The sequence below is a fragment of the Streptomyces sp. NBC_00620 genome (assembly GCF_026341825.1).
Lineage (GTDB): Bacteria > Actinomycetota > Actinomycetes > Streptomycetales > Streptomycetaceae > Streptomyces.
The window spans coordinates 2,777,096-2,793,924 of record NZ_JAPENY010000001.1; the positions used below are offsets into that span (position 1 = coordinate 2,777,096).

At 70.8% G+C, this 16,829-nt stretch carries 12 protein-coding genes; 9 read left to right on the top strand and 3 right to left on the bottom strand.

The genetic code is table 11. From position 1 onward, the window contains the following. Window positions 1-121 precede the first annotated feature (121 nt). The 3 genes from OG246_RS12890 to OG246_RS12900 form a co-directional block, all read right to left on the bottom strand. Window positions 122-1,798: a penicillin-binding transpeptidase domain-containing protein gene (locus OG246_RS12890; protein ID WP_266460300.1), complete on the bottom strand. Its 1,677-nt coding sequence runs from the start codon at window positions 1,796-1,798 to the stop codon at window positions 122-124. Window positions 1,799-1,895: 97 nt separating this feature from the next. Further along, complete coding sequence (locus OG246_RS12895) at window positions 1,896-3,545, bottom strand: penicillin-binding transpeptidase domain-containing protein (RefSeq protein WP_266460302.1); 1,650 nt, start codon at window positions 3,543-3,545, stop codon at window positions 1,896-1,898. A gap of 140 nt (window positions 3,546-3,685) precedes the next feature. Continuing rightward, window positions 3,686-5,425, bottom strand: a complete 1,740-nt coding sequence (locus tag OG246_RS12900) for a dolichyl-phosphate-mannose--protein mannosyltransferase (RefSeq protein ID WP_266460304.1) — start codon at window positions 5,423-5,425, stop codon at window positions 3,686-3,688. A 95-nt stretch (window positions 5,426-5,520) separates the two neighbouring features. Here OG246_RS12900 and rsmI point away from each other — a divergent pair, with 95 nt between their 5' ends. From rsmI to OG246_RS12945, 9 genes are all read left to right on the top strand, one after another. Then, window positions 5,521-6,378: a 16S rRNA (cytidine(1402)-2'-O)-methyltransferase gene (gene rsmI / locus OG246_RS12905; protein WP_266460306.1), complete on the top strand. Its 858-nt coding sequence runs from the start codon at window positions 5,521-5,523 to the stop codon at window positions 6,376-6,378. Between the two features lie 301 nt (window positions 6,379-6,679). Next, window positions 6,680-7,117 carry a hypothetical protein gene (locus tag OG246_RS12910; protein WP_266460309.1) on the top strand — a complete coding sequence of 146 codons (438 nt, stop codon included), beginning with the start codon at window positions 6,680-6,682 and terminating at the stop codon, window positions 7,115-7,117. Between the two features lie 58 nt (window positions 7,118-7,175). Further along, complete coding sequence (locus tag OG246_RS12915; protein ID WP_266460311.1) at window positions 7,176-8,048, top strand: TatD family hydrolase; 873 nt, start codon at window positions 7,176-7,178, stop codon at window positions 8,046-8,048. Between the two features lie 141 nt (window positions 8,049-8,189). Continuing rightward, complete coding sequence (locus tag OG246_RS12920; RefSeq protein ID WP_266460314.1) at window positions 8,190-9,587, top strand: resuscitation-promoting factor; 1,398 nt, start codon at window positions 8,190-8,192, stop codon at window positions 9,585-9,587. A gap of 137 nt (window positions 9,588-9,724) precedes the next feature. Then, window positions 9,725-10,612, top strand: coding sequence for a 16S rRNA (adenine(1518)-N(6)/adenine(1519)-N(6))-dimethyltransferase RsmA (gene rsmA, locus OG246_RS12925; protein ID WP_266460316.1), 888 nt, complete (start codon window positions 9,725-9,727; stop codon window positions 10,610-10,612). Next, window positions 10,609-11,514, top strand: a complete 906-nt coding sequence (locus tag OG246_RS12930) for a 4-(cytidine 5'-diphospho)-2-C-methyl-D-erythritol kinase (RefSeq protein WP_266460319.1) — start codon at window positions 10,609-10,611, stop codon at window positions 11,512-11,514. The genes rsmA and OG246_RS12930 overlap by 4 nt, the downstream gene beginning before the upstream one ends. A gap of 232 nt (window positions 11,515-11,746) precedes the next feature. Continuing rightward, window positions 11,747-12,526 carry an MHYT domain-containing protein gene (locus tag OG246_RS12935; RefSeq protein WP_266460322.1) on the top strand — a complete coding sequence of 260 codons (780 nt, stop codon included), beginning with the start codon at window positions 11,747-11,749 and terminating at the stop codon, window positions 12,524-12,526. Between the two features lie 142 nt (window positions 12,527-12,668). Beyond that, a complete protein-coding gene (locus tag OG246_RS12940) occupies window positions 12,669-14,690 on the top strand; it encodes a nitrate- and nitrite sensing domain-containing protein (protein WP_266460325.1) in 2,022 nt (673 codons plus the stop codon). Window positions 14,691-14,926: 236 nt separating this feature from the next. Then, complete coding sequence (locus OG246_RS12945) at window positions 14,927-16,735, top strand: ABC-F family ATP-binding cassette domain-containing protein (RefSeq protein WP_266460328.1); 1,809 nt, start codon at window positions 14,927-14,929, stop codon at window positions 16,733-16,735. Window positions 16,736-16,829 lie beyond the last annotated feature (94 nt).

The window sequence follows — 16,829 nt, forward strand, 5'->3', positions numbered from 1 at the left end:
TCGCTTCACCATCGGGCTGAAGCCAGATGCACTGCGAAGGAATCCCGGTAGCGGTCGGTGTACGGGGCATGCGACCGAGTTCCAGGGAGCGGACCTCGGCCACCCACAGCCACGACGACGCCTAACTCGCGGCCTTGAGCAGCGCCGCCACGATCGGCCCCGCCGTGTCGCCCCCGTGCCCGCCCTGCTGTACGACCCCCGCTGCTGCCAAGTCGCCCTTGTACGCGGTGAACCAGCCGTTGGGCTTGTCCTGGCCGTCTACCTCGGCGGAGCCGGTCTTCGCGCCGTAGTCGGGGCCGAGGCCGGACATCGCCTCGGCGGCGGTGCCGTACGCGGCGGTGTACTGCATGAGTTCGCGGAGCTGGGAGAGGGTGTCCGCCGACAGGGTGCGGGAAGCCGTGGCCAGCTTGCGGTCGTCCACCGACGGCGCCACCAGGTACGGCTGGTGGAACACACCCGCCGCCACCGTGGAGGCGACCGAGGCCATGTTCAGCGGGTTCATGCGGACCCCGCCCTGGCCGATCAGCGAGGCCGCCATCTGCGCCGCGGACTGCACGGGCACCGCGCCGTCGAAGGACGGCACGCCGATGACCCAGTTGTTCATGCCGAGGCCGAAGACCTGCTGGGCCTGCTTGGTGAGGCTGTCGTTCTCCAGCTCGGGGGCCTGGCTGATGAAGGCCGTGTTGCAGGAGCGCGCGAAGCTCGCCTTGAACGTGCCGTTCTTGATCTCGAAGTCGTCGTCGTTGTGGAACTTCCAGTGGCCGTACGTGAACGTCTTGGGGCACACGTGCTGCTTGTCGGCCGAGGCGAGGTCCTGGTCGATGAGCAGCGACGCCGTGATGACCTTCATCGTGGAGCCGGGGGCGAGGGAGCCCTGGAAGGCGGTGTTGAAGCCGTGGCTCTGGTTGGCGACCGCGAGGATCTCGCCGGTCGACGGGACCATCAGGACCACCGACGACTTGGCCTTCTTGGCCACTTCCTTCTCGGCGGCGGCCTGGAGGGTCGGGCTGAGCGTCGTCTTCACGGTCCCCGGCGTGCCCTTGCTGAGCGTCAGCAGCGACTTGTCGGGGGTCTTCTCCTCGCCCTTCGCCGCCGCCTTGCGGATCACCTGGAGCTCGATGCCCGCCTTGCCGCCCGCCGTCTTGCCGTACTTCTCGCGCAGCCCGTCCAACACCGTGCCCAGGGACGGGTACTTGGCCGTGGTCAGCTCGCCGCCGTGCTTGTCGAGGGCCGTGATCGGGGGCGTACCGGACTCGCCGGTGACCAGCTTGTCGCCGTCCTGGAGGTCCGGGTGCACGACGGACGGCTTCCAGCTCACCAGCGGAACACCGTCCTTGGCCCGTCGTACGACCGTCAGCTTCGACTCGTACGAGAGCGGCTTGCTGGTGCCCTTGTAGGTGACGGTGCCCTTGACGGAGAACGGGACGACGGCCCCCGACCGCGTGCCGCTCGTCAGGGTCACGCCGGTGATGTGGGCGTCCTTGGTGTAGCCGGTCAGCAGGGTCTTCGCGGCGGCCGAGTCGTCCGTGGCGGCGGCGGCCGTCGCGACCGCCCCGCTCTGCCAGGCGGTGAGGAACTTGGTGGCCGCGGTGGTCACCTCGGTGGCCGACAGCGGGCCGGTCTTCACGGCCTTCTGGTCGGCGGCCGTCGACGTCCTGCCCTCGGCCGCCGCGTCACCGCCGTACAGGCCGTAGGCGCCGAACGCCCCGCCGGCGACGACCACGGCGATCACTCCGCCGAGGACGGCCGGCTTCGGCTTCTTGCTCTTGCGCTCGGCGACACGTCTTCTGTTGCCCACAGCTAACAATCCTCCGCTGGTTCCCCTGGTGCCCCCGTGCCCACACGCTCCTCAACGAGAGGCACCACCCTAGGGTCCCGCCCTGTGAGGAGTGACTTCAGCCACCAGTTCGTAGCACAGCTGCGACGATCGGACCGGCCGCGTCTCCTCCGTGGCCGCCTCCCTGGACCAGCGCGGCGGCCGCGATGTCGTTGCGGTAGCCGGTGAACCAGCTGTCGGACACGGCCTTGCCGTCGATCTCGGCGGAGCCGGTCTTGGCGCCGATGCTGCCGCCGCCGACCCCGGCCATGGCCTTGGCCGCGGTGCCGCTGACCGCGGTGGCGTTCATCATCGAGCGGAGCTGCGAGACCGTGTTCGAGGGCAGCCCCTTGGCGGTGGCCAGCCGGCGGTCGTCGAGCTCGGGCGACACGAGGACCGGCTGCCGGAAGGTGCCGGTCATGGCGGTCGCCGTCACCGAGGCCAGGTTCAGCGGGTTCATCTGCACCTGGCCCTGGCCGATCGCGTTCGCCGCGCGGTCCGGGCCGCCGGAGGCCGGGACGCTGCCGTCGAAGGACGCGATACCGGTCTTCCAGTTGTCCTGGCCCAGGCCGAACCGGCTCTGCGCCTCGGTCGTCAGCGACTCGTCGGTGAGCGGGTTCGCCTCGGTGCCGTCGATGAGATTGATGAAGCCGGTGTTGCAGGACCGCATGAAGTCGTTGAGGAGGGTCGCGTTCTCGTTGGGCTGCATGTTGGTGAGGTTCTTGAAGGTCTGGCTCTGCCAGATCGCGGTCTGCGTACAGGGCGCCGGGCCGTTCATCGAGGCCACGCCGTTGTCTATGAGCATCGCCGCGGTGATGATCTTCATCGTGGAGCCGGGTGCCACCCTGCCGAGGAACGCCGCGTTGAAGGCGTCCTTGCGGTTGTTGGCCACTGCCAGCACCTCACCGGTGCTCGGCTTCACGGCGACCAGGGACGACTGGTCGTACTCCTTGACCGCCTTCTCGGCCGCCGCCTGCACGCTCGCGCTGAGCGTCGTCCGCAGCTTGCCGGGCTCGCCCTTGGCGAGGGTCAGGAGCGTGGTGTCGCCCGCGTTCTCGTCCTCGTGCCGGATCGCCAGCTCGACACCGGCCGTGCCGCCCGCGGACTCGCCGTACTTTCCGCGCAGTTCGTCCAGGATCGGGCCGAGCGACGGGTACTTCTCGGCGGTCAGGACAACGTTGTTCCGGTCCACGGCCTCGATCGGCGGGTTCGCCGCCTCGCCCGTGACGAACGTGTCGCCCTTCGCCAGCTCGGGATGGACGACGGACGGCTTCCAGTCGACCAGCGCCTTCCCGGTGGTGAGCCCGCGTACGACGGTCAGTTCGGAGTCGTACGAGAGCGGCTTGCTCTTCCCGTCGAACGACACCGTCGCCTTGACCGAGAACGGCACGGACGCACCGGACGGCGTGCCCGGCGTGATCTGCACCTTGGCTATGTGTCCGGCGCCGCTGTAGCTGCTCAGCACCGGGTCCGCGTCCGCGTCGTTGTTCGTGAGCGCCGCCGCCGTCACCGCGTCGCCCTTTTCCCAGGCCGCGAAGAACTTCTCCGACGCCTCTTTGACCTCGTCGGCACTCGGCGGCCCGGTCTTCACCGCCGCCGGCCCGGACGACCCGCTGGTCCCCTCGTCCCCGCTGATCGCGGTCACCACGTTGTAGGCGCCGTACCCGGCACCCCCCACCATCACCGCGAACACACTGCCGACGATGGCGGCCTTCGCCCCCTTGCGCATCGGTCGTTCCCCTCCCCGTGAACCCCTCCCCAAACTTCTGAACGCGTTCAGAAAGGTGGTCCTGTCGGCACTCTATGCGGGCGAAGTGACGCGTGGGAGCGGTGTTCCCTGATTGTTAACCCCGGTCGACGGGTCGACCGTCAGACCCAGGTGTCCAGCCACATACGCGACCGCCAGCTGTCGATGGGGATCGCCTGGCCCGTGTACAGCGGCCAGAAGTAGATGAAGTTCCAGGCGATCAGTAGGACCAGGACGCCCGCTGCTGTGGCGCCGATGACGCGGCGGCGTTCTGTGGAGCCCGGTGGGCCGATGATCGCGCCGAGCAGCATGGCGACGGCCAGGCAGAGGAAGGGTACGAAGACGACGGCGTAGAAGAAGAAGATCGTGCGTTCCTGGTACATGAACCAGGGGAGGTAGCCGGCCGCGATGCCGCAGGCGATCGCGCCCGCGCGCCAGTCGCGGCGGAAGGCCCAGCGCCACAGGACGTAGAGGATCGCGAAGCAGGCCGTCCACCACAGGAGCGGGGTGCCCAGGGCCAGCACCTCGCGGGCGCACTTCTCGGCCGCGTCCGTGGGGCAGCCGTCGGTGCCAGGGGCCGGTGACTCGTAGAAGTAGGAGACCGGACGGCCCAGGACGAGCCAGCTCCACGGGTTCGACTGGTAGGTGTGCGGGGACGAGAGGCCGACGTGGAACTCGTACACCTCGTGCTCGTAGTGCCACAGGCTGCGCAGCCAGTCGGGGAGGAAGGTCCAGCTGCCGCCCTTGCCTTCGGTCGCCGCCCAGTTGCGGAAGTAGCCGCCGGTGCCGTCGGACGGGGAGAGGATCCAGCCGGTCCAGGAGATCAGGTAGGTGGCGAGTGCGACCGGGACCGTGGCCAGGAAGGTGATGCCCGTGTCGTGCTTGAGGGCCGCCGCGTACGGGTGACGGGCGCCGGCGACGCGGCGCGAGGCGGCGTCCCAGAGGACGGCCATCAGGCAGAACGCTGCGAGGACGTAGAGGGCGTTCCACTTGGTGCCGAGGGCCAGGCCCAGCATGAGGCCGGCTCCCCAGCGCCAGGGGCGCCAGCCGAGGCGGGTGGTCTCGGCGGTGTGCGCGTCGGGGCGTACGAGGCCGTCCGCGTCCGGCGGGAGCGCCGCCGCCAGTTTCGCGCGGGCCTTGTCGCGGTCGACGACCAGGCAGCCGAACGCGGCCAGGATGAAGAACATGAGCACGCCGTCGAGCAGCGAGGTGCGGCTCATCACGAAGTGCAGGCCGTCGACCGCCATCAGCGCGCCCGCCAGGCAGCCGAGGAAGGTCGAGCGGAACAGGCGGCGCCCGATGCGGCACAGCAGCAGCACCGACAGTGTGCCGAGCACCGCCGTCATGAAGCGCCAGCCGAAGGGGTTGAAGCCGAACATCCACTCGCCGAGCCCGATGACGTACTTGCCGACCGGCGGGTGCACGACATAGGCGGCGTCGGTGGGGATCCGGATGTTGCCGTTGCCCTGGAGGATCAGGTCGTTGGCGTCCTTGGCCCAGTTGACCTCGTAGCCGCGGTTGAACAGCGCCCAGGCGTCCTTGGCGTAGTACGTCTCGTCGAATATCACCGCCTTGGGACTGCCCAGGTTCCAGAACCGCATCAGCCCGGCGAGCAGCGTCACCAGGAGCGGGCCGCCCCACCCCGACCAGCGCGTGACGCGCTCGGCCAGCTCGTGGCGCAGCCCGAGCGTGGCCCAGATGCGCGGGCTGGGCTCGGCGTACGGAGGCACCAGCCTGTCGCGTACGTCGATGGGCGGCCTCGCCGTGTATCCGAAGCGGCGCAGCCGCTGCTGCCACGACGGCCGCTGGTCTTCGGCGGCCTGGCCCTGCCGGGTGTCCGTGGAGGACGCGGTACTGGTCACCGCGCCATCGTAGGGAACCCTTCTGTGGGAGTCCCGCGCCCGGGCCCTTCCGTCCGGATGAGGTTGTCCCGGCGGGGCCCTGCGAGGATGGGGCCGTGACAGGAATCCTTGTGTTGGCAGGCACCCCCATTGGTGACATCTCGGACGCGCCGCCCCGGCTCGCCCAGGAACTGGCCGGGGCCGATGTCGTCGCCGCCGAGGACACCCGGCGGCTGCGGCGGCTCACTCAGTCGCTGGGCGTGCAGGTCGGCGGGCGCGTGGTCTCGTACTTCGAGGGGAACGAGGCGGCCCGTACTCCCGAGCTGGTCGAGGCGCTGGTGGGCGGGGCGCGGGTGGTGCTGGTGACCGACGCCGGGATGCCCTCCGTGTCGGACCCCGGGTACCGGCTGGTCGCCGCCGCCGTCGAGAAGGACATCAAGGTCACCGCCGTACCCGGCCCGTCCGCGGTGCTCACCGCGCTCGCGATGTCCGGGCTGCCCGTCGACCGCTTCTGCTTCGAGGGCTTCCTGCCCCGGAAGGCGGGCGAGCGGCTGTCCCGGCTGCGCGAAGTCGCCGACGAGCGTCGCACGCTGGTCTATTTCGAGGCACCGCACCGCCTCGACGACACCCTCGCCGCGATGGCCGAGGCCTTCGGCGCCGGGCGCCGCGCCGCCGTCTGCCGCGAGCTGACGAAGACGTACGAGGAGGTCAAGCGCGGCCCGCTGGCCGAGCTGGCCGCCTGGGCCGCCGAGGGCGTACGCGGTGAGATCACCGTCGTCGTCGAGGGCGCCCCCGAGAAGGCCGAGCAGCTGGACGCCGCCGAGCTGGTGCGCCGGGTCCAGGTGCGCGAGGACGCGGGGGAGCGGCGCAAGGAGGCGATCGCCGTGGTGGCGGCGGAGGCGGGGCTCCCGAAGCGGGATGTCTTCGACGCGGTGGTCGCGGCGAAGAACGCGGCCCGGACCGGCACCTCGTAGGTCCGGACCGGCACCTCGTAGGTCCCGTGGGCACCATCGGAAACACCCCGGAAGCGCCCGCCCCGCAGACCCCTATAAGCGCGCTGCTAGTACTCCCCCATAAGCGGGCAAAGGGCTACCGTGGAAGGCAAAGCGCAGGCCCGCCACCAGGAGCGTTGTGGCAAGGAACGGCCAAGACGTCTCCAACAGTCGACAGGTCTCGTGCACTCGCGCCGGGAGAAGCGTCCACTGGGTAAAGGGACGCACCGTCCCTCCGCCTCCGCAAGCCGGAGGCGCTTGTCCAGCGGACAAAGGAGCTGGCATGAGTGAGATCGCAGGACAGACCGGTCCCCGCAGCGCCGCGGCCACCGCCGTCGTCAACGAGTCGTATTCCTTCGCCTGCATGCGCTGCGGGCACGGGTGGGAGCAGTCGTACGAGATAGAGCACCACCTCGACGCCGAGGGCAGCGAGTTCGTGATGTACGTCGCGAACGGCCAGGTCGTGCCTTCGCCGCTGAGCCGGCCCACCTGCCTGAACTGCGACAACCATGTGGTGCGCATCATGCGCGCCGGTCAGGTGTCCTCCGTCCAGGACTCCATCCACCGCATGCAGCGAACCGAGCAGCGGCGCAAGCCCGAGGTGACGCACGACGAGGGCTTTGGGGAGCCCCAGTCGGAGCCGCGGTCGGCATCCAAGGAGCCGCACCACTGGCACCTCTCGGATCTGCTGCACCCGTTCGCGCACCGCAAGGCCGGATGACCCGGCGAGAGCCCGGGCTCCGGTGAGGCAGGGCATGCCCCTTTCGTAGGATCGGGGCATGCCCTCCTCCGCTGCCGAAGCTCCGCCCCTCCCCGCGCCGCTGCGCGTGCCCGTCGCCGACTCGCACACCCACCTCGACATGCAGTCCGGCACGGTGGACGAGGGCCTCGCCAAGGCCGCCTCGGTCGGGGTGACGACGGTCGTCCAGGTCGGCTGCGACGTGAACGGCTCACGCTGGGCGGCCGAGACGGCTGCCGCGTACGACGCCGTCCACGCGACGGTCGCGCTGCACCCCAACGAAGCGCCCCGTATCGTCCACGGCGACCCCGACGGCTGGTCCCGGCAGGGCGAGCGGCGGCCGGGCGGCGACGGTGCGCTGGACGAGGCGCTCGCCGAGATCGACCGGCTGGCAGCTCTGCCGCAGGTCAAGGGTGTCGGCGAGACCGGGCTCGACTACTTCCGCACCGGCCCCGAGGGCAAGGCGGCGCAGGAACGGTCCTTCCGGGCCCACATCGAGATCGCCAAGCGGCACGGCAAGGCCCTGGTCATCCACGACCGCGACGCCCACGCCGACGTACTGCGCATCCTCAAGGAGGAGGGCGCCCCCGAGCGGACCGTCTTCCACTGCTACTCAGGTGACGCCGCGATGGCCGAAGTGTGCGCCCGCGCCGGCTACTTCATGTCCTTCGCCGGCAACATGACCTTCAAGAACGCCCAGCCGCTGCGTGACGCGCTCGCCGTGGCGCCCCTGGAGCTCGTCCTCGTCGAGACCGACGCGCCCTTCCTGACCCCCGTGCCGTACCGCGGACGGCCTAACGCTCCGTATCTCATTCCGGTCACGGTCCGCGCCATGGCCGCGGTGCGGGGAATCGGCGAGGACGAGCTGGCGACCTCGATCTCCGCGAACACCGCGCGTGCGTTTGATTACTGACGAATAACGCTTCCGGGGGTTCTTCCCGACCGCACCTCAGGGCAGTGTCGCGACACAGCGTAGCCGCGTTGCTTTGGAGAGTGACGACCGCTCCGCTAGGTTCTGGTCGCCCGATCCGGACTCCCCCTGGAGCGTGTCGTCGTGAGCAACTCGCAGTACGAGACGTACGGAACGACTGGAACAGCCGGTACGACGGGGGCGGTCGGCCCGTCGTACGAGGACTATGAGCCGTCTGCCGGCCACGGCTACCCGGACTTCCCGGAGTCCTCGGACGCTCCGGTGTACCCGGACACGTACGAGCCCGCGTACGAGGCGTACGTGCCGGAGTCCGACCTTCCCACCGAGCCCCTGCTGCCTCGGCAGGCGGCCCCCGAGGGTGCCGCTCCGCGGCCCGGCGGCCGTGCCGAAGCCCGGCGCGCGGCTCGGCGCAGGCGCACCGGCGAGCGTCCCGACCCGCTGCGGCGGCTGCTCCCGCAGGCGCTGGTCGTCGCGTTCCTGGCAGGCGGCACCTCCGCCTTCGTCGCCAACGACAAGGCGATCGAGCTCAGCGTCGACGGGAAGCCGCGCACGCTGCACACCTTCGCGGACGACGTGACCGAACTGCTCGCCGACGAGGGCGTGGACGTGGGGGCGCACGACGTCGTGGCGCCCGCTCCCGGCACGGCGCTCGCGAGCGGCGACGAGGTCGCGGTGCACTACGGGCGCCCCGTGCGCCTCACCCTCGACGGGCAACGGCGCCAGGTGTGGACGACGGCGCACACGGTGGACGGGGCGCTCAGGCAGCTCGGAGTGCGCGCGGAGGGGGCGTATCTGTCGACCTCGCGCTCCCAGCGGATCGGCCGCGCCGGGCTGGAGCTCGACGTCCGCACCGAGCGCACGGTGACGATCATGGCGGACGGGCGGGCGCGGACGATCCGTACGAACGCGGCGAGCGTGCGCGAGGCCCTCGACGAGGCCGGGATCACGCTGCACGGGCAGGACACCACCTCCGTCGCGCCCGGGAGCTTCCCCCGCGACGGGCAGACCGTCACCGTCATGCGGGTCACCGGGACCAAGGAGGTCCGCGAGGAGCCGATTCCGTTCGCGGTGGAGCGGAGCCAGGATTCCTCGCTGTTCCGGGGGACCGAGGTGGTCGAGCGGGCCGGGCAGCCGGGGGTGCGGCGGGTCACGTACCTCCTGCGGACCGTCAACGGGGTCAAGCAGAAGCCGCGGCGGGTGAGGTCCGAGGTGGTGCGGGAGCCGCGGGCGCAGGTGGTGAAGGTCGGGACGAAGCCGCTGCCTACGTCCGTCGGCGGGGCCGATCATCTGGACTGGTCCGGGCTTGCTGCGTGTGAGTCGGGGGGGCGGCCCGGGGCGGTGGATCCCTCCGGTACGTACGGCGGGCTCTATCAGTTCGACACGCGGACGTGGCAGGGGCTCGGGGGTGCGGGGCGGCCGCAGGACGCGCCTGCGGCGGAGCAGACGTTTCGGGCGAAGAAGCTTTATGTGCGGCGGGGGGCTAGTCCTTGGCCGCATTGTGGGGCGCGGTTGCGGGGGTGAGGGTGGGTTTTTCGCCCCCTCCGCCCCTACCCGTCCCTTGTTCCTGGGGGCTCCGCCCCCAGACCCCCGTATCGCGCTGACGCGCTCGTCCTCAAACGCCGGACGGGCTGGAAATCTCCAGCCCGTACCCTTACTCCGTGACCAGCCCCACCCCCGACGCCCTCCTGGGCCCCGCCGAGATCCGCGAACTCGCGGGAGCCCTCGGCGTGCGGCCCACCAAGCAGCGCGGCCAGAACTTTGTGATCGACGCGAACACGGTGCGTCGTATCGTGCGCACCGCCGGCGTACGCCCGGACGACGTGGTCGTCGAGGTGGGCCCAGGGCTCGGCTCGCTGACCCTCGCGCTGCTGGAGGCCGCCGACGCGGTCGTCGCCGTGGAGATCGACGACGTACTCGCCGGAGCGCTCCCCGCGACCATCGCCGCGCGCATGCCGACCCGCGCCGGTCGTTTCTCGCTCGTGCACTCCGACGCGATGCAGGTACGGGAGCTGCCCGGCGCCGCTCCCACGGCGCTCGTGGCGAACCTGCCGTACAACGTCGCCGTTCCCGTGCTGCTGCACATGCTCGAGACCTTCCCGACCATCGAGCGCACGCTCGTGATGGTGCAGGCCGAGGTGGCGGACCGGCTCGCGGCCCCGCCCGGCTCGAAGGTGTACGGCGTCCCGTCGGTGAAGGCCAACTGGTACGCGGACGTGAAGCGGGCCGGTTCCATCGGACGCAACGTCTTCTGGCCGGCGCCCAACGTCGACAGCGGGCTCGTGGCGCTCACCCGGCGCACCGAGCCGATCAAGACCACGGCGTCCAGGCGCGAGGTGTTCGCGGTGGTGGACGCGGCGTTCGCGCAGCGGCGGAAGACGCTCAGGGCCGCGCTCGCCGGGTGGGCCGGTTCCGCCGCGGCGGCCGAGACCGCGCTCGTCGCCGCCGGGGTCTCGCCGCAGGCCCGCGGCGAGTCCCTCACCGTCGAGGAGTTCGCCCGTATCGCCGAGAACCGTGTCGTCGAGAACGAGGAGTCCGCGGCCAAGTGACCGAGTCCGTGACCGTACGTGTCCCCGCCAAGGTCAACGTCCAGCTCGCGGTGGGCGGCGCCCGCCCCGACGGCTTCCACGACCTGGCCAACGTCTTTCTCGCGGTCGGCCTGTACGACGAGGTCACGGTGACGGCGGCGGACGAGCTGAGCGTCACCTGCTCGGGCCCCGACGCCGACCAAGTCCCTCTCGACCGTACGAATTTGGCGGCGCGGGCGGCCATCGAGCTCGGCCGCAGGTACGGCGTGGACCCCCACGTGCACATCCACATCGCCAAGGACATCCCCGTCGCGGGCGGCATGGCGGGCGGCAGCGCCGACGGCGCCGGCGCGCTGCTCGCCTGCGACACCCTGTGGGGTACGAACGCCTCGCGCGAGGAACTCCTCGACATCTGCGCCGAGTTGGGCAGCGACGTGCCGTTCAGCCTGGTGGGCGGGGCGGCGCTCGGCCTCGGACGGGGCGAGCGGCTGCGGGCGCTCGAGGTCGGCGGGACCTTCCACTGGGTGTTCGCGATGGCCGGGCGCGGGCTGTCCACCCCGGCGGTGTTCCGGGAGTTCGACCGGATGAACGAGGGCGTACGGATCCCCGAGCCCGTCGCCTCGCAGGAACTGTTCGCCGCCCTCGCGAAGGGAGACGCCGCCGCGCTCGCCGCCGCGGTCTCCAACGACCTTCAGCCCGCCGCCCTTTCGCTCTTCCCGGAGCTCGCCGAGACCCTGGCCGCCGGCCGCGCCGCCGGCGCCCTCGCCGCGCTCGTCTCCGGTTCGGGTCCGACCACGGCGTTCCTCGCCCGTGATCCGGAATCGGCGGCCGAGGTGGCCGAGGCGCTGTCGGCCTCCGGCACCTGCCGGACAGTGCGCACGGCGTCGGGAGCGGCGCCGGGCGCCACGGTGCTCGGTCACTGACCCGACTCGGGCACCGACCTCACCCCACCTTCACCTGACCTGCATAAATGTGAAGGTCCACGTGTAACCTACGTCACGGTAACTTTATTCTGATCTATCGCCCCCCATGGTCCCTTTCGTGCGGTCTGCCCCTCAGCGGAGGCTGGCATGATCAGGCCTCCCCGGTCTCCTGTTACCGGCGGTACTTCCGTGTGCGCGGCCATGCCCGCTCGCCGGACGAGAGGGGTTCCCCATGGGACACATGGACCACTTCAGCGCCGGATGGGTCACTCCCGTCCTGTCCTACGCGATGGCCTGCGTCGGCTCGGCGCTCGGACTGCGCTGCACGGTCAGGGCACTTGAGGCCGACGGAGCCTCGAAACGGAACTGGCTGCTGATGGCCTCCATCGCCATCGGCTCCGGCATCTGGACCATGCACTTCATCGCGATGATGGGCTTCGCCGTCGACGGGACACCGATCCGGTACGACGTCCCGCTCACCGTGCTCAGCCTGCTGATGGCGGTCGCGGTCGTCGGGGCGGGCGTCTTCACCGCCGGGTACGGGCGCTCCCGCGTACGGGCCGTGACGCTCGGCGGGATCGGCACCGGGCTCGGCGTCGCCGCCATGCACTACACGGGCATGGCCGCGCTCAACCTGAACGCCACGGTCGACTACGACCCCACGCTCGTCATCGCCTCCGTCATCATCGCCGTCGTCGCCGCGACCGCCGCGCTGACGCTCACCCTCATCGTCCGCGGGCCCGTCCTCGCCACCCTCGCGGCCCTCGTCATGGGTCTCGCGGTCGTCAGCATGCACTACACCGGGATGTGGGCCGTGAGCATCAGCCTCGCGCCCAGCAGCGCGACGCTTTCCGGGGCCACGGCAACCGAGTTCATCTTCCCGCTCGCCGTGGTGCTCGGTTCGTTCCTCTTCCTGACCTCCGCGTACGTCGCACTGTCCCCGACCGGCAAGCGACGCGAGTCGGCCGCCGCCGCCGAACTGCTCCGCCAGGTCGAGCTGTCCACCGCCTGAGCTGTCCACCGCTTGAGCTGTCGAGTACTTGAGCTGTCCAGCACTTGAGCTCCCCGTCGTCCGGGCGCCCGCACCGCCCGCACGTCCCTTGAACCGCCCCCTTCCGTACGTCGCTTGAACTCCCCCTGAACGAGGTCCCCCCATGCGTGTCCCCCGCACGCCCGACCGGCTGCGTCCCAGATCCGTTCGCGCGAAGATCGTCGCCCTGCTCATGCTGCCCATCGTGTCCCTGATGGCACTGTGGGGCTTCGCCGCCGTGACCACGGCGTCCAGCATCGGCGACCTGGAACGGGCCAAGGACGTCAACTCCGAACTCCTCACCCCCGTCGGCGACTTCGTCACCACCCTGCAGGGCGAGCGGACCGCCACCCTGAGGTACGTGGCCGCACCGGGTGCCCGCAGCCTCGCCGCCCTGGAGACCGCGCGGGCCGCCACCGACAAGGCCTCCACCACGCTGCTCACCGGTGTCGACGCGAGCGGCTCCGACGCCGAGCTGCTCAACGCCGCGCTGCCCGGCCGTCTCGACCACCTCGAATCCGACGCGGGCGGTCTTTCGGCCCTGCGCACCGAGGTCGGTGTGGAGGGGGCGAAGCCCTCCGCCGCGTTCACGAAGTACTCCGCGATCATCGAGCACGGCTTCTCCGTCACCGGCGCGCTCACCGGCGACGAGACCACCGACGCGACCTCCGAGGCCCGCGTCGTCCTCGAACTCTCCCGCGCCCGCGAGGCAGTTGCCCAGGAACAGGCGCTGCTCGTCGCCGGGAGCGGGGCCGGGTCGCTGACGACCGACCAGTACGCGCTGTTCACCGGGGCCGTCGCCACGCAGCGGGCGCTGCTGAAGCCCGCGGTCGCCGACCTGAAGGCCGCGCACCGGACGGCGTACAACACCGTTCTGGCGGGCGACAGTTACGGGAAGCTGCAGGCCGTCGAGAACCGGGTGCGCAGCGCAGGGCCCGGGGCCTCCGGTGTGTCGGCCGGTCTGCTGGCGGGCTGGGACGACTCCGTTTCCGCCGTCCTTAAGGGGCTGGCCAAGGCCGAGGCGGGGGCCGGTACCGCCGCCGCGGCGAAGGCGAACCCGTTCGGCTGGGCCACGCTCGGCGCGTCCGGCGTCGCGATGCTCCTGGGACTGATCGGCGTACTGCTGTCGCTGCTCGTGTCCGTGCTCGTCGGACGCGGGCTCATCGTCGAACTGCTCGATCTGCGGAACTCCGCGCTGGAGGTCGCCGGCCGTCGGCTGCCGCAGGCCATGCGCCGGCTGCACGCCGGGCAGGGCGTCGACATCGACGCCGAGGCGCCCATGCGACGGCTCGTGGGTGACGAACTGGCCCAGGTGGGCACCGCGTTGACCGCCGTGCAGCGGGCCGCACTCAAGGCCGCGTCCGAGCGGGCCGAGCTGCTGAGCGGGATCTCCGGGGTGTACGTCAGCCTCGCCCGGCGCAGCCAGGTGCTGCTGCACCGGCAGCTGGATCTGCTGTCCGCCATGGAGCAACGGCAGCGGGACGCGATGGAGTTGCAGGACCTGTACCGGGTCGACTACCTCGCCACCCGGATGCGGCGGCACTCCGAGAGCCTGCTCATCCTCTCCGGGATCGCGCCGGGGCGTGGGTGGCGTACGCCGATCGCGCTGTCCGACGTACTGCGTGCCGCCGTCGCCGAGATCGAGGACGCCACCCGCGTCCAGATCTGGGCCGTACCCCGTGTCTCGGTCGCCGGCGGTTCGGTCGCCGACGTGATCCACCTCCTCGCCGAGCTCGTCGAGAACGCCGCGGCCTTCTCGCCGCCCAGCACCAAGGTGCAGCTGAAGGCCGCCCGGCTGCGGGACGGTGTCCTCGTCGAGGTCGAGGACAGCGGCTTCGGCATGAACGAGGAGGCGATGGCCGAGGCGAACCGGAAGATCCAGGCCCAGCGGGTCGATCTCCTCGACGCCAAGCAGATCGGGCTGTTCGTGGTGAACCGGCTGGCCGAGCGGCAGGGTCTGCGGGTCGAACTCCGGCAGACGCCGAGCGGAGGCGTGACCGCGGCCGTCTTCATCCCGGAGCCCCTGCTCCGGGACGACATGCCGGTCCACGACCGCTCCATCGCCGAGGGCGGCGGGCAGGGACGGTCCCTGGCCCCGGCGTCGGCGCTGATCCCGCGACAGCGGCTTGCCGACGGGGGCGTCTGAGGAACTACGGGTTCTCGCCCCCTCCGCCCCTACCCGTCCCGTACCTGGGGGCTGCCGCCCCCAGACCCCCGCATCGCGCTGACGCGCTCGTCCTCAAACGCCGGACGGGCTGACACCGGGCGTAGCCCGGAAGCATGGGACGGGTAGGGGCGGAGGGGGCGAAAAAACCGCGGCTCAGCCCACGCCGACGCGCGGACTACCCTTGAGGGTCGATCGTCCCCCTTGTCAGGAGAGAAATGGCCGTCAACCTGGTCAATGTGGAGTCCGTCAGCAAGGTGTACGGCACACGTGCACTGCTCGACGGAGTCTCCCTCGGCGTCAGCGAGGGCGACCGCATCGGCGTGGTCGGCCGCAACGGCGACGGGAAGACGACCCTCATCCGGATGATCGCCAAGCTGGAGGAGGCGGACACCGGGCGGGTCACGCACTCCGGCGGCCTGACCCTCGGGGTACTGACGCAGCACGACTCCCTCGACCCCGAGGCCACCGTCCGGCACGAGGTCATCCGGGACATGGCCGACCACGAGTGGGCGGGCAACGCCAAGATCAGGGACGTACTGACGGGCCTGTTCGGCGGCCTCGACCTGCCAGGTTTCCCGCTGGGACTCGACACCGTCATCGGCCCCCTCTCCGGCGGCGAGCGCCGCCGCATCGCCCTGGCGAAGCTGCTCATCGAGGACCAGGACCTGGTCATCCTCGACGAGCCGACCAACCATCTGGACGTGGAGGGCATCTCCTGGCTCGCCCGGCACCTGAGCGAGCGCCGCTCGGCCCTCGTCTGCGTCACCCACGACCGCTGGTTCCTCGACCAGGTCTGCACCCGCATGTGGGACGTGCAGAAGGGCGACGTGTACGAGTACGAGGGCGGCTACTCGGACTACGTCTTCGCGCGCGCCGAGCGTGAGCGCATCGCCGCCACGGAGGAAGTGAAGCGGCAGAACCTGGTGCGCAAGGAGCTTGCCTGGCTGCGGCGCGGCGCCCCCGCCCGTACGTCCAAGCCGCGCTTCCGCGTCGAGGCCGCCAACGAACTGATCGCGGACGTGCCGCCGCCGCGGGACAGCTCCGAGCTGATGAAGTTCGCCAGCTCCCGGCTCGGCAGGACCGTCTTCGACCTCAAGGACGTCACCGTCCAGGCCGGTCCCAAGGTGCTGCTCAAGCATCTGACCTGGCACCTCGGCCCGGGCGACCGGGTGGGCCTGGTCGGTGTCAACGGCGCCGGCAAGACCTCGCTCCTGAAGGCCATGGCCGACGCCGCCCGCAGCGACGGCGAGAAGCAGCCCGTCGCCGGACAGATCGTCACAGGCAAGACCGTCAAGCTCGCCTACCTCTCGCAGGAGGTCGCCGAACTCGACCCCACCTGGCGGGTGTTGCAGGCCGTCCAGGCCGTACGCGACCGGGTCGACCTCGGCAAGGGGCGCGAACTGACCGCGGGGCAGCTCTGCGAGACGTTCGGCTTCAACAAGGACAAGCAGTGGACGCCCGTCGGGGACCTCTCCGGCGGTGAGCGGCGGCGGCTTCAGCTGCTGCGCCTGCTGATGGACGAGCCGAACGTCCTCTTCCTCGACGAGCCCACCAACGACCTCGACATCGAGACCCTCACCCAGCTGGAGGACCTGCTCGACGGGTGGCCCGGTTCGATGATCGTGATCTCCCACGACCGGTTCTTCATCGAGCGGACGACGGACAACGTGTTCGCACTGCTCGGCGACGCCACGCTGCGGATGCTGCCGCGCGGGATCGACGAGTACCTGGAACGCCGCAAGAAGATGGAGGAGGTCGCGGCCGCCGCCGTACTCGCCTCCTCGCCGGCGCCCACCGCCAAGGCCGCCTCGTCCGCCGACGCCCGCGCCGCCAAGAAGGAGCTCCAGAAGATCGAGCGGCAGCTGGACAAGGTCTCCCAGAAGGAGACCAAGCTGCACGCCCAAATCGCCGACAACGCCACGGACTTCGCGAAGGTCGCCAAACTCGACGCCGAGCTGCGGGAGTTGGTGGGGGAGCGCGAGGAGCTGGAAATGCGCTGGCTGGAGCTGGCGGAGGACGCGTAGGCCGCGGCGCGTGCGCCGTGCACGCCGGGCGTGCGCAATTCGCGTGCCGCGCGCGGTACTTGACCGCACCCCGCTCGTGCCCTGCGAAACCCGC

Bases quoted from the DNA above. Each gene is read 5' to 3' on its own strand.
- OG246_RS12895 (WP_266460302.1), bottom strand. From the start codon at position 3,545: ATGCGCAAGGGGGCGAAGGCCGCCATCGTCGGCAGTGTGTTCGCGGTG.
- OG246_RS12910 (WP_266460309.1), top strand. From the start codon at position 6,680: ATGAGTGAGATCGCAGGACAGACCGGTCCCCGCAGCGCCGCGGCCACC.
- OG246_RS12915 (WP_266460311.1), top strand. From the start codon at position 7,176: ATGCCCTCCTCCGCTGCCGAAGCTCCGCCCCTCCCCGCGCCGCTGCGC.
- OG246_RS12935 (WP_266460322.1), top strand. From the start codon at position 11,747: ATGGGACACATGGACCACTTCAGCGCCGGATGGGTCACTCCCGTCCTG.
- OG246_RS12940 (WP_266460325.1), top strand. From the start codon at position 12,669: ATGCGTGTCCCCCGCACGCCCGACCGGCTGCGTCCCAGATCCGTTCGC.
- OG246_RS12945 (WP_266460328.1), top strand. From the start codon at position 14,927: ATGGCCGTCAACCTGGTCAATGTGGAGTCCGTCAGCAAGGTGTACGGC.